The sequence below is a fragment of the Cetobacterium somerae genome (assembly GCF_022430525.1).
Taxonomy (GTDB): Bacteria; Fusobacteriota; Fusobacteriia; order Fusobacteriales; family Fusobacteriaceae; genus Cetobacterium_A.
The window spans coordinates 154966-168881 of sequence record NZ_CP092519.1 but is presented as its reverse complement, the minus strand read 5'-3'; the positions used below and the strand labels follow the sequence as shown (position 1 = coordinate 168881).

Below are 13916 nucleotides of genomic sequence, written 5' to 3'. Positions count from 1 at the left end.
CCCCTCTTAACAAAACCTTTTTTTTAATTTTTTTATAAAACTAGCAATCCAGTAAGATAACTGATATTTTTTATAAACATGAATTTTTTCTATATCTTGAATACAGTCATCTAATGTTATAAAATCATAATTTCTTTTATAATTTAATAACTTCTCTTTTTTACCTACTGTATCAATAACTCTAATTCCATTATTAGTAAATATAAAATTCCCATGATTAGCATCCCCATGATAGACATTTTTTTTATGGATTTCCTCTAGTATATTTACAATTATTTTTTTCTCCTCTAAAGTAAACTCTTTATAATTTTTTATTACTCTTCCCTCAATAAATTCTGTTAATAAAAAGCTTTCTTTTATAAAACCTTTTTCTTTTCTCTCTACTACTAAGTATGGAATATATAATTCTTTTAATCCATTTCTTCTTAAATTATTTATATTAATTAAAGTTGTCAATGCTTCGCTTTTTTTCAGTAAAGTTCTAATTTTTTTTCTAAATCTATTTGTTTCATTTAATGCTCTTTTTAATATATATACATAATTATCAACTTCAATTTTTACAACATAACTTCTCTTATCATCTTTATATTTTTCTAGAACTTTATATTTTTTATCAATTATATTTCTAGCAATCTTTTCATATTTTTCATCGTAAAAATATATACTATAACCTTTATATTTTTCATTTCTTAACATATTTCTATCACTTCATATTTATCATTTTGATAACTTTTTAAAATACCGTATTCTATATCATAATTTTTGCTTTTTTCTCTTTCTTCCCAAATTTTTCTAAAATATTTTAATGAATAATCATCATTTTTATCAGATTCTTCATGCCATTGATGTATTTGAAAATTATTTTTATGACTATTCACTATTTTTATTCCCTTATAATAAGCTCTTCTTCCAAAATCTAGATCTTCAGCTCCCCATCCAATAAAATTTTCATCAAATCCATTTAATTTTATATAATCTTCTTTATACAGAGAGAATGCCATTGCTCTAAATTTTTCAGCTTGCTTTTTGGGAGCAAAAATTGAATACAATTTATTCTTATAATATCTTTCTATATTATAGTAATAACTTTTTTTAGAGTATAAATGAGAATAATTCTCTTCTTCTATCTCTTTACATGTTAATAATTTTGTATTTTCTGGTGTTAATCTCAGCGCTCTGCTTAAATTAATCACATTTTTCTGTCTTTTTTTATAAAAAATCTCTATAAATTTTTTCGGCATTACGATATCTGAATCTATCAATATAATTAATTCTCCTATTGCCTCTCTTACACCATTATTTCTAGCTCTAGCTAATCTAAACCCTAAATCACTTTGCTTTATTAGTTTTACTTTAAATCTATTTTCATTCTTAAATATATTTTTTAAAAAGAACTCTATATCTTCTTTAGAACCATCATCAGATACAATAAACTCATCTGGTAATAGAGATTGATTTTTTAATGACTTTATTAATTTTTCCAATTTATCTAACCTATTATAAGTACAAGTTATTAAACTAATTTTTTCCTTTTTCATATTTTTCTACCTTTCCCAATATATAGCTTTTTTTACCTCTTTAGCTGGACTACCAGCTACTATTGTATTGGCATAAACTCTATTTACAACAATACTTCCAGCTGCTATTACTGAATTTTTTTCTACATAACTCCCTTTTAATATTAAAGTTCTCATTCCAATCCAAATGTTATCCTCTAATATTATATTTTTTCCTTCATTTATTCTTTCTTTTGATTTTTCTGAAAAGATTTTATGTGAATCTGAATTTCTAATCTCAATATCATATGATAACATACAATTCTTACCAAGTTTAATCTTACAGCCCTCTTGAGACAATATTTTTGCTCCTGCACAAGTTGTATTATCGCCTATTATTAAGGTTGAGTTATTATCTTGCATAAAAATTTTTAAATTTTTCAAATCACAATTTTCTCCAATTATAATTGTGTTATTACTTCCTTTTATACTAATTTTTCCTTGTTTTAAAAAACTATTTTTTCCAATTTTTAATTGATTTCCTTCCCCTTCTACTTTTATCTTTGATGCTCTTAATTTTCCCTCTATCTTTAAATTATTTCTTTCATTTTTAATTTTTACAATACTTCTTTGAAATAGATATTTTATTTTTAAATACATATTTATCCCTCAAATATAGTTTTTATTTTATTTAAAACTATCTCTTTTGAAAAATCATTTTTCCTTCTTTTTGATTCTTCTAATAAGTTTATCCTTAAATTTTGATCTCTTAATAATTGATAAATTTTGTTTGCCAAGTCTTTTTTATTTTTTGGTAGTACTAAAACTCCACTTTTTCCATTTTCTAAAATCTCTTTTGGTCCCACTGGGCAATCTGTAGAAATAACTATTCCATTTGTTATTAACGCTTCAACCAAAACCATTCCAAATCCTTCTCGATGAGAACTATGAACAAATAATTTTGCATTTTTCATCCAAACATACGGATTTTTTTGTGTTCCTAAAAATATTATATCTTCTTTTAGATTTAAATCTGTAACTTTTTTTTCTAGCCTTTTTCTTTGATCTCCATCTCCTGCTATATAAAGTTTTTCTTTTATTTTAAATTCATCTTTTAAATCTTTAAAAGCATCTATTAACGTATCTAAATCCTTCTGTTTATCTACTCTACAACACGCAAAAATATAGTTATCTTTTATTAATTTTTTTTGATTTAATGTCAGTTCTTCTTGATTTAAAGAAAGATTTTCTAATTTTTTTATATTAAAAAAATTATAAATTTTCATTACTTTATTTGGATCTATTTCAAATATATTTAAAACCTCTTTCTTCATTTCCTCATTTAAAACTATCACATTTTTACACTTTGTAAACTTTTTTTGATATTCTTTCTTTGTTTTTTCTTTTAAATTTCCTAAAGTCATATGTAACCAACATATTGTTTTTTCATTCACTAATTTCCAAGGTATTTTACAATAAAAATCTATTAAATAATCATAATCTTTTTCTTTTAAAATTTTTTCTATATTCTTTTGATAGCTTTTTCTTCTTTTCTTTAAATAATAACTATAGTAAATTTTATATATAAAATTTTTCTTTTTTAATATGCGGTATTTATTCAGTTTCTCCATTATTTCTTTATCTACCACAAACTGATATCTTATATTTTTATCAATTAATTCTTCTAAAATATTATCAATTCCATTATCTTCATTTATCAGTAAAAAAACTTCATAATTATCTTTTAAAAGATTTGCATACTCTAATGCTATTTTTTCTGCTCCCCCCATTATTAGAGAATCTGTATTCAATACTATCCTTTTCAAAATTTCCCCTCCTTTAAAATAATCTTTCAACTATTTTTACTATTTCTTTTGAATCAAATCTTTTACTCTCATTTTTTGCTAATTCTCCATATTTTTGTCTTACCTCTAAATTTTGACTTAAATATTTTATATTTTCAGCCAATTTTTCAACATCTCCCACATCTACTAAAAGTCCACAATTTCCGTTCTCTAATATCTCTCTTGGCCCTGTTGGACAATCTGTAGATACTATTGCTTTTCCTAAAATACTAGCCTCTATTAAAACTGTTGGTAATCCTTCAAATTTAGAACTATGTACAAAAAAACTACTGTTTTTTATCCAGGGATATGGATTGTTTTTAAAACCTAAAAATAAAACTCTATCCTCTATTTGTAAATCTTTTACTAATTTTTTTAAATTATCTTTATGTCTTCCTTCTCCTATTATATATAAATTCTCTTTTATATTGTTGCTTACTTTACTAAAAGCTTTTATTAAAGTAGTAAAATCCTTTTGTGTTTCTTCTAATCTTCCAATAGATAAAATATATGGCTTTTTTATCAAATTTAGTTCATCTTCTTTTATTAAATTCGATTTTCTTTCAATTAAGTCTATATTAAAAGAGTTATATATTGTTATAAACTTTTCTTTTAAAAATGGAAAAATTTCAATTCCTTCTTTTTCCATATCTTTAGATATTACAACAATTTTATTATAATTCTTAAGTTTTTCTCCTAATCTTTCTTGTCTTTTCTTTATTCCACGATTATAATTTTTAGGACTAAAATGACAAAATGTAATTATATTTTTAGATATATCTTTGGCATAAGAAGCTAAAGTCATATCAAAATCCACAACGGTATCTACTTTCTCTACAATTTTTAATAATCTTTTTTTAAAAATTTTTTTTCTCAAAAGTGATGTTATTTCAAATATTATTTTTTCATAACCTTTTAAATTCCCCATTGCTTTTTTCTTTTTTCCTAAAATATGAATATTTTCTTTAAATATATATTCAATTTTGATATTCATCGGTATATCTTCTTTTAATTTCTCCAATTCATTTAATTTATAACCTATTAATAGTGTTATTTCATATTTTTCTTTCGAAATATTACTTAAAAGCTCTATTAAAACTTTTTCTATCCCTCCTACTAATAACGTATCAATAGAAAACAATATTTTCTTTTTATTTTTTTCCATCATACAATCTCCTCCTTTTAATTTAAAAACCTCCACAAAGGAGGTTTTTATTCTTTATGTATCTAGAATTTTAATCTATCTTCTTTTTTAAATAAGATTTATTTCTATAAATTTCTCTTAACTTAAAATACTTTATCATTGTATAAAGAGAACTTGTTGAAGCTATAACAAATCCGTCGACTCCATCTAAAAAACCAAATCTAAAAATATACATCTTCAAAAATTTATATATTGGATTAACTACAATATTAACTATACTTACCTTTTTATTTTTATTATAATATTCTATAGCTCCTTCAGTAGTATATCGATTAAATCGATTAAAATAATCTTCCATTGTCAAATATGAATGATGATATATTTTTTCTTTTATTTTAAAAATTCTTTTCTGTGTTTCAAAGGTCTCATGAACTGAATTATTATTAAAAAAACCTGAATTTTTTTTAAACAATCTAATTGCATACGAAGTTCCCCATCCTCCATATTTTAATTTTTTATTAAAACAAACTGATAATCTATTTATCTTAAAAACTTCTTTATCTGAATTATCATTTTCTAAAATTTGTACTATCTTATTTTTTAATTCTTCCGATATTTCTTCATCCGCATCGATATTTAAAATCCATTTTCCTTGACATTTTTGAATAGCTGAATTTCTCTGAGGGCCATATCCTTTCCAAAGTTCAGTATAAAATTTTGCATTAAATTCTCTTGCAATTTTCTCTGTTGAGTCTTTTGAACCACTATCAACAATTACTATTTCATCTGCTATATCTTTAACCGATTCTAAAGTCTTTCTCAATATTTTTTCTTCATTAAAAGTTATCATTGCAACGGATAATTTCATGTTCTCACCTTTCCTTAATTACTATTCTAAATTATATCATATCTCCATTATTATTTTAATATGATAATATCTCATTTTTACTAAAATGAAGTTAAGAACTAAAAACTAAAAATCTGTATATCTTTTTCTTTATAATTATAGCATATTTTAAACATTTTTCACTATAATACATCAATACTTAAAAAAACAATAAGATGAGTATATACTTAGTGTTATTATTTGAATCCATAGTAAATAAAATAAAATTTTCTCTCTTAATGTTTCTACTTGCTTTTTTAAATTTTTGAGTAAAAATATATAACTGCAAACTATTTCAAAAAAAACTAAAAGAAAAATCATTTTACTCCTCCACTCTGTATTTTTATATTTAATATTTTAACATTTTTTAATCTCTTTTATATCCCCAATTTAATTTTTTTATTTTTCATGTATTTTTTTCAAGAATTCATGTTAGAAAAAATAATTTTTGCATTCTGTATACTAAAATGATTTTAGAAAATAAATTTATAAGACTTAGGAGGTTTTTTATGTTAAAACGAAACTTATTAGTTCTACTTACTGCTGCCTCTACTGGGATTTTTGCTCAATCAAACAATGCCTTTAACTTCTCTTTAGGAACTGTTAACGGTAAAGCTGGAGAGTACGTATATGTACCTGAAACTGGAGAAAAAATTAGTTATTTAGATTGGAAAATTAAAAATGTTCCTGTTTTTATATTAGGTTACACACACACATTTAATAACATAGAGTTTCAAATGGGACTAAAGAAAAACTTTAACTCTACATCTAGTGGATCTATGAAGGATTATGATTGGTACTCATCTGACGACGCTGAAGAGGGAGCTACTCCTAGTGACTACGGAAAGCTCTCAAACTTTAGTGACAACAAAAACTACGTAGAAGACCTGTTAATGTTTGATACAAACATTAAATACTGGTTTGTTCACACTGAAAACTTAAAATCTGGACCTATGTTAGGTTTTAAATACGACTACTTTAAGTTCTACGCTAAAGGGGGAGATCAATATAACTATATGTTAGATGGTTCTACTACTATATATAAAGATGATTACTCTAAAAAAAGTATTGAGTACTCTCAAAAGTTTTTCACACCATACATAGGTTATGGAGCTATTTACACTTATGAAAAACTAGTTTTAGATTTAGAAGTTAAAGGTAGTATCTATGGTAAAGCTAAAGCTAACGACAAACACCTTGAAAGAGGCCCTATGGAGTCTAATGAAAAATATAAAGATGTTAAAAATTTAGGGGTTAAACTTGTGGCTACATACCCAATCACTCCATCTATCGATATAAATGGTACCTTAGAATACTCTAAGTATTTCCATAAGAAAAAATCTACTACTGATTTCACAACTGAAGATGGAGATAAAATTAGTGGTATTAAAAATTTATCAGGTATTAAAAATAGTAGCTATGTAGTATCTCTTGGAGCTACATACAAGTTCTAAAAATTTGGAGGAAAATTAAAAATGAAAATATACAATAAAAAATATCTATTTATCGGAATCCTTTCTGCATTAGTAACAGCATGTGGAAGCGGAGGAGGTGGCGGTGGTAGTAGCAGTAACTCACCTTCTGCTTCTACACCTTCACCTACAGTTAGTAGCAAACCTACTACAAATATAGTTGCACCTGTAAATCCAGTTGCAAATCCAGAAAAAGTTGAAGGAAAACCTATGGTTCCTGTTATTTCTGAGGTTAATAAACCCAATGGTGGAGATAATGGGGATAATCCCAATCTACCTGTTGTAGAAGAAAATGAGGAGATTGTTCCTGTTCCTCAACCTGGAGAACCACAACCAGACGAACTTCCACCTCCGTTTGAGAGACCTCCTCTTAAAAATAGTGGTACTATCACTATGAAAGACGAAGGTATGGTTGCTCTTCTTGCTCTTGATAATGAAACAGCAGTAAATGAAAAAACTGGTATTATTAACGTTACTACAAAGCATTCTTCAGCTATTTTAGCTCTTGGAAAAACTGCTAAAGGTATAAATGAAGGAACTATTATTGGAACTCAATCAGATCTTATTGAAATTATGAAGTTAATGGAAGGTGCCTATGGAGCTAACCTAGAAAATAATGGTACTATAAAGGGAACTGGTATATCTATTAGTGCTATGTCAAATCGTTCTAATCATGGTGAAGGATTCACTTCTGTTAATAATGGAGATATTGAGCTAAATGGTAACAATGAATCAAATCTATATTATACAAGTTTAATTGGAATGGAAGCTCTTAAAAGCATTAAAGAAAATGATGCTGATGAGGATATTACTCTTATTAACAATAAAAATATCAGCATTCACAATGATAATTTTCACATTTTAAATCCTAATGCTGTATCATCTATGTATCTTCATGGAATGAGCATGAGAGTTGATAATGATAGCACTGCTAAAAATACAATGATAAACAATGGAAATATATCTGTAAGTGGAAAACATAGTGCTGGTATGAATGCTAGTGGAAACAATATAACAATGGTTAATAAAGGAACTATTAAAGCTACTGGTGAAGATAGTAATGGAATGATTGGTTATGGAAAAAATATATCAGTTATCAACGAGGGAACTATTGATGTTTCAGGAGCATATTCAAATGGTATAGATGTTTCTCAAGGTGCTGTTGGAATCAATGAAAAAACTGGTGTTATAAAAATAGATGGTAAAAACGCTTTTGCTATGACTGCTACAAATGGAAGTAAAGTTATAAATAAAGGTAAAATAATCTTAAGTGGTGAATCTATTGGTATGTATGCTGGAAACGTTGGAGTAAACTCTGATAAATATGAAACTAGTACTATTGTTAATGATGGAGAGATTATTTTTGGAGATACAAATCCATATAAAATTGCTATTTGGGCCTCTGATAATGGAACTTATGTTAATAACGGGAAAATACTTGGTGAAGATGGTATTGAGATAAAAACTGAAGATAAAGGTAAATTTATTGTTGGAAAAGAGGCTTCTGGAGATGTTTCTAGAGTTAGAGCTAAAAGAAGTTTAAAAATAGATGGAGATGTTATTGCATCTAAGGATTTAATAGATGGAAACAAGAAGGAAGTTATTTATAAAGATGTTTTCTCTGCTCCAAAAATTGAGTTAGCTAGAGGTACTGATTCAAAGGCTGTTTCTATGTTTTATAACTCAAAGTTAGAACTTAATAAAACTGAAAACGTTGATATGGTTGTCTATAGAAATGAAACTACTATTGAGAAAAGCTATGAAAGTACAGAGTTTAACTCTTTAACTAGCTCTTTAGATAACTACTTAGATATTGAAGGAATGGAACTATCTAAAGATGAAAAATTAGTTGTAGATAAAATTTTAAAATCTGATAATATCAATGAGGTACAAAAAGTTGTAAAAGATTTATCTGGAGAGATTTATGCTAATCTTCCTAGACAGATTTTCGATATTCAAGATAGATTTATAAAAGAGGATGGAAAACTTATAGATAACTTAAATGAGTATAGCTATAACTTTAACTTCTTTGGAGATAAATCATCTGTTAAAAATAAAGGGGAGATCTCTGGATATAAGACTACGTCAGAGGGATTTGTAGGAACAAAAAGGTTCGAAAATAATATTTATGCAACTATTGGATATGAAAATAGTAGTGTTAAATATAACGAAGGATCTAAGGGGGCAATTCAATCTATTCATACTGGAATCTATAAAAAACTTCTTTTAAATGAGTTTGATATTAAACTTGGATTAAATGGAGAGTATAACTTCCACGAGACAAATAGAGAGATTGATAGTTTTGAGAAAAAAGCTAAAGGAAAATATAACTCTTATACTTTAGGAGCTAACAGTGAAATTAGTAGAGTTTATGGTGATTCATTATATATTAAACCTACTCTTGGATTAAACTTAGGGTATGGAAAGCATGAGAAGTTCACTGAGAAGAATGCTGGTGATTTAGGATTAACAGTGAAAGAGGAGAGTTATTTCTCAGTTCTTCCAAGTGTTGGATTTAAAGTTGGTAAAAACTTTGGATCTGTAGATATCTATTCAAATGCTATCTACTCATATGAGTTAGGAGATCTAAATAAAAAACAAGGTATGTCTCTTTTAGGAGATAAAGTTAATTATAAACTAAATAGTGACTCTTTAGAGAAGGCAAATTTAGTGTTAAACGCTGGAGTATCTACTGAGATTAAAGATTTTAAAATCACTTTTGAACTTGGAAAAGAGTTTGGAAAAAGAGATAACAACTACCTAGCATTAGGTATTGGTTATAAATTTTAAGTACCCCCTAAATAGTAAAAAGCCCACAGGTATTCTGTGGGCTTTTACTTTATTTGTTACTCTTACATTTTTTACAAGTTCCATTTAAAGTGATATCATATTTTCTTATTGAGATATCCTCATCCTTTGAAATCTTATTTAAAAACTTATCCACCTCTGGGATATTTATATCTGTTATACTTCCACATTCATCACATATAAAATGAGCATGTGGCTCTAAATTCTTATCAAACTTATCCACTTGATTAGGTAAACTAACTTTTTTTATAGCTCCTATCTCTGTTAACTTTGTTAAATTTCTATAAACTGTCCCTAAACTTAGTTCAGGATTATCTTTTTTTAAATCTGCATATATAGTATCTGCTGTAAGGTGTTCGTGACTATTTAATATATAATTTAAGATTAATTCTCTCTGTTTAGAAAATTTCATAAATTATACCTCCTTTACATTTTTAATAATAGTTACTGTTTTTATTACTATTTTCCTATAATTTTAATCTATTTTTGAGTTTTTTTCCAACTTTATTTTTAAAATCTTCAAAAATTATGTTTGACAAAAATATTTTTATATGTAATAATACATTCACAACTAACAATAGTAATGATTACTATTATTAGTTTAAAAAATTTAAAAGGGAGGTATTACTATGAGAAGTATTACTACATTTGATTTACAATATGCACACAGATTCTATCAGTTTAAAGGAGAGGCACAATATTTACACGGGCACACTGGTCTTTTAACTATTGAAGTTGAAGATTCTATTAACGAAGGAGTTAATATGGTTTATCCTTGTAACGAAATTCAAAAGACAGCTTGGGATGTTCTTAAAAACTTTGACCACGCACTTATCCTAAGAGAAGATGATCCACTTCTTCCTGCTATTCTTAATGTTTATGAAGAAACAGGTATTAAAGATGGTACACCTCAAAATACAATGAAGGGTGAGGCATTTAAAACTGAACTTGCAACTGCATACCCTGATTCACGTTTAGTTGTTACAAAGGAAACTCTAACAGTTGAAGGTATGATTAAAATAGTTTATGACTTATTAAAAGATAAATTAAATATTGCTAAAATCACTTTTACTAGTGGTGTAAACGCTGCATCTGCAGAGTACAATACAAAAAATAACATCGAACGTTGTCCTCTTTGCGGGATTTCATTAGATGAAAACCATGCTTGTCCTAAGTGTGGATACAAAAAATAATTACTAATCTTTAAAATTCCAAATTGATCTCATTTTATGTTTGAACTAGGTAACCTCCCCCGTTACCTAGTTCTTTTTTTCTCCCCTATTCCACTCTAAAAAGGTGCAGAATTCTAAAAAATATGATATACTTTTTCAATGAAAGCAACTTTATATCTTAATACTGCTTATGTAGAAAATGAGAAAAATAGAGCTTAGTCAAATATTAGAATTAAGGAATTTAGAACTATTAATAAGTATACTAATAGTTTAAAATTATATTTATAAAATATTAAAAAAGTTGAATTTAGAGTCTTCGCACTCTTTATACAAGTGTAAAGTACTTGAAACTTCGGGAGTTGAAGAAAAAAAATGATATTAATAGTTGAGGATACTGAGAGTTTACGAAAACTCACGAGGAAAATTTTAGAGAAAGAGGGACTTTCTATAGATGAAGCTGAAAATGGAGAGATTGCTCTTGAAAAGGTAAGTGGAGAAACAAAATACTCTCTTATTCTTTTAGACATAATGATGCCTAAAATGAATGGACTAGAGTTTATAAAGGAACTTAGAAGCTTCTCTGAAGTTCCTGTTGTTTTTATAACAGCTCTTTCAGATGAACGTAGTCAAGTTCTTGCCTATGAAAACGGTGCTGATGGATATTTAACTAAACCTTTTTCAAAACCACTACTTATTTCTATGGTAAAAAGATTTGAGCAAAAAGCATCAAAGCCAGTACACTATGATGATCTAACTCTTTCTAAATCTAGTAGAGGAGTTTTTATTAATGGTGAAGAGTTACACCTTCCAACTAAAGAGCGTGAACTTCTATTTTATCTAGAGGAAAATAAAGGTTCTATTAAAACTAGAGAACAGATTTTAGATGCTATTTGGGGTTATGATTTTTATGGAAATGATAGAGTTGTAGATAAACACATAGCAAAACTTCGTGATCGTTTAGGTGAATCTAGCAGATTTATTAAAACAGTTAAAGCTCTTGGCTATAAGTTTGAGGTTTAATATGAAATTACGAAATAAACTAATTTTGATTTTATCTTTAGTTCTACTAGTTTTTCTATTTTTAGAGGGTTTTTTAGGAAATATCTATTTTGAAAAATACTTTAGATATAGTAAAGTCCTACAACTTGAAAAAATAGATTTTATCAATAGTGGTAAAATTGATTATGATAAACTCAAAGATTATGAAAAAAGTCAAAACGCTTTAGTTATGATTTATAGAGATGATAAAATTGTAAATATTGAAAATTTTTATTATATAAAAGTAGAAACTAAAGATGGAGAAGTTTTTGTATTACTCGATGCTTTTTTAGACAATCTTTACTCTAACACTATTCTAAAAATTGAAAATAAAGATTTAGTTGAAATAACTGCTATTAAAGTTTTAGATAACTACTATCTTCCTACAACTTTAATAAAAAATAACGATGTTTTTAAAGATTATAAGTTTAGCTATCGTTCTAAAGATATCTATGATATTAAAGGTAGAGTTGAAAAGGTTAATACCCCATATACTCAATCTAGCTTAGGGGATGATTTTTTAGAATCTCTACTGGCTATCGATGTTTTAAAACCTCAAAAAGCAAAATATAAAGATGTAGATGGTGATGATGAATTTCAACTTATAACATTAAATCGTGATGGATACAAAGTTGTTATTTTCTATTCCTTTGAAAATATCAAGGATATATTTCCATCTTTAAGACTCTATTTCTATCTAAAAGCTATTTTAATTATCTTTTTAACAGTACTAATTGGTATTATTCTAGAAAAAATTATGGTTAAACCCATTGTTAATCTTTCAAAAGTTAGTGAAAAAATAGCTAATCTTAATTTTATAAAAGAGATTGATTATAAAAGTAAAGATGAAATAGGAACTCTATATAAAGATATATTTAAAATGAGTGAAAAACTTGAAAACATAATTGAACTTTATAAAGGAAAAATCTCTAGAAACAAGGAAGCTCAAATAAAGTTAGAGGAAAGTATAAAACTTTTTATGCATGAAGTTAAAACTCCTCTTTCAGCTATTATTGGTTTTAGTGATCTACTTTTAGAAGATGAGCACACTGAGGAAATTGCAATTATAAATAGTGAAAGTAAAAGAATTTTAAAAATGGCTAACACTCTTTTAGAAGAGAATCGTTGCTCTGAAAACAAATTGATTTTAGAAAAAAAATCCTTTAGTTTAACCTCTTTAATAGAGCTATCCCTAAAGATTTTTGAAAGTGATTGTAAAACCATAGATATTGATACTTCTCATTTAGAAGATGTGACAGTATTTGGTGATAGAGAAAAGCTTGAGCAAGTTATACTTAATATTTTAAAAAATGCTTTAGAATACTCTAAGTATAAAATTAAAATCTATACAGAGGAAAAAAATGATGAAGTTCTTTTATTCTTAGAAAATGATGGCCCTCACATTCCTAAAGAAAATATAGAAAAGGTTTGGAATAAATTCTTCTCATCAAATAGTGAAGGAAGAGGTCTAGGTCTTTATATCTCATCTGAGATTTTAGATGCTCACAATTTTAAGTATGGAGTAGAAAACTGTGACTTCGGTGTAAGATTTTTTATAATTTTAAAAAAAGAGATATAAAAGGGATATTCTCAGGTTAATATAAAATATAAAATATATTGACGAAGGAGATTATTTATGAAAAAATTACTACTTTTAATGATTTTAGTTTCAGCATTATCTTTTGCAAAGGACTCACCTACTGACATTTTAGAGGATCGTATTGAGGATCAATTAAAAGTTAGAATGGCTTCGGTTATAAAAAAAGCTGACTATGATGTTACAATTGTTAATAATAGCATGAATATTGAAGTTGAAATCGAAGGTCTTACAACTCCAAAAATGAACTTTGATAGAGTTGCTCAAGAGATTCTAAAAAACTTAGGAACAGATAATTCAATTGATGATATTTATATCGTTATAAAGCACGATAGTACAGTTGGAGAGGACAAAATCCTTTTCTCTCAATACTTTAAAAAATAACATTTTTTTATAACCCTCTAATGCATTTAGAGGGTTTTTTATTTACATATAATATGCTATACTAATCTAATCGAC

Annotated in this window: 13 protein-coding genes; 6 read left to right on the top strand and 7 right to left on the bottom strand. The window is 26.5% G+C overall.

Annotation, left to right across the window (positions count from 1 at the left end; all coding sequences use genetic code 11):
• Nucleotides 1–6: 6 nt before the first annotated feature.
• The 6 genes from MKD34_RS00730 to MKD34_RS00705 all read right to left on the bottom strand — a co-directional run bounded on the left by MKD34_RS00730 (nt 7) and on the right by MKD34_RS00705 (nt 5352).
• Nucleotides 7–696: a lipopolysaccharide core heptose(II) kinase RfaY gene (locus tag MKD34_RS00730; RefSeq protein WP_240219243.1), complete on the bottom strand. Its 690-nt coding sequence runs from the start codon at nt 694–696 to the stop codon at nt 7–9.
• On the bottom strand, nt 690–1538 hold the full coding sequence (locus MKD34_RS00725) for a glycosyltransferase (protein WP_240219242.1): 849 nt from the start codon (nt 1536–1538) through the stop codon (nt 690–692). Before MKD34_RS00725 ends, MKD34_RS00730 begins: the two co-directional genes overlap by 7 nt.
• Before the next feature lie 6 nt (nt 1539–1544).
• The gene (locus MKD34_RS00720) at nt 1545–2156 is read right to left on the bottom strand and encodes an acyltransferase (protein ID WP_240219241.1); all 612 of its coding nucleotides are present in this window, start codon (nt 2154–2156) and stop codon (nt 1545–1547) included.
• A 2-nt stretch (nt 2157–2158) separates the two neighbouring features.
• The gene (locus tag MKD34_RS00715; protein ID WP_240219240.1) at nt 2159–3322 is read right to left on the bottom strand and encodes a glycosyltransferase; all 1164 of its coding nucleotides are present in this window, start codon (nt 3320–3322) and stop codon (nt 2159–2161) included.
• A gap of 13 nt (nt 3323–3335) precedes the next feature.
• The gene (locus tag MKD34_RS00710; protein WP_240219239.1) at nt 3336–4508 is read right to left on the bottom strand and encodes a glycosyltransferase; all 1173 of its coding nucleotides are present in this window, start codon (nt 4506–4508) and stop codon (nt 3336–3338) included.
• A 67-nt stretch (nt 4509–4575) separates the two neighbouring features.
• Complete coding sequence (locus MKD34_RS00705) at nt 4576–5352, bottom strand: glycosyltransferase family 2 protein (RefSeq protein WP_240219238.1); 777 nt, start codon at nt 5350–5352, stop codon at nt 4576–4578.
• A 527-nt stretch (nt 5353–5879) separates the two neighbouring features.
• Here MKD34_RS00705 and MKD34_RS00700 point away from each other — a divergent pair.
• Both MKD34_RS00700 and MKD34_RS00695 read left to right on the top strand, forming a co-directional pair.
• Nucleotides 5880–6824 carry an omptin family outer membrane protease gene (locus MKD34_RS00700; RefSeq protein WP_240219237.1) on the top strand — a complete coding sequence of 315 codons (945 nt, stop codon included), beginning with the start codon at nt 5880–5882 and terminating at the stop codon, nt 6822–6824.
• A gap of 21 nt (nt 6825–6845) precedes the next feature.
• Nucleotides 6846–9632 (top strand): autotransporter outer membrane beta-barrel domain-containing protein, encoded by a 2787-nt coding sequence (locus MKD34_RS00695; protein ID WP_240219236.1) that lies wholly within the window; start codon nt 6846–6848, stop codon nt 9630–9632.
• A 49-nt stretch (nt 9633–9681) separates the two neighbouring features.
• Here MKD34_RS00695 and MKD34_RS00690 read toward each other — a convergent pair whose 3' ends face one another.
• The gene (locus tag MKD34_RS00690; RefSeq protein ID WP_240219235.1) at nt 9682–10062 is read right to left on the bottom strand and encodes a Fur family transcriptional regulator; all 381 of its coding nucleotides are present in this window, start codon (nt 10060–10062) and stop codon (nt 9682–9684) included.
• Between the two features lie 217 nt (nt 10063–10279).
• On the opposite strand from MKD34_RS00690, the gene MKD34_RS00685 reads away from it, so the two are divergent.
• From MKD34_RS00685 to MKD34_RS00670, 4 genes are all read left to right on the top strand, one after another.
• Nucleotides 10280–10843 (top strand): 6-carboxytetrahydropterin synthase, encoded by a 564-nt coding sequence (locus MKD34_RS00685; RefSeq protein WP_240219234.1) that lies wholly within the window; start codon nt 10280–10282, stop codon nt 10841–10843.
• Nucleotides 10844–11194: 351 nt separating this feature from the next.
• Nucleotides 11195–11842: a response regulator transcription factor gene (locus MKD34_RS00680; protein ID WP_240219233.1), complete on the top strand. Its 648-nt coding sequence runs from the start codon at nt 11195–11197 to the stop codon at nt 11840–11842.
• Between the two features lies 1 nt (nt 11843).
• Nucleotides 11844–13439, top strand: a complete 1596-nt coding sequence (locus tag MKD34_RS00675; protein WP_240219232.1) for a HAMP domain-containing sensor histidine kinase — start codon at nt 11844–11846, stop codon at nt 13437–13439.
• A 57-nt stretch (nt 13440–13496) separates the two neighbouring features.
• Complete coding sequence (locus MKD34_RS00670) at nt 13497–13841, top strand: hypothetical protein (RefSeq protein ID WP_240219231.1); 345 nt, start codon at nt 13497–13499, stop codon at nt 13839–13841.
• Nucleotides 13842–13916 lie beyond the last annotated feature (75 nt).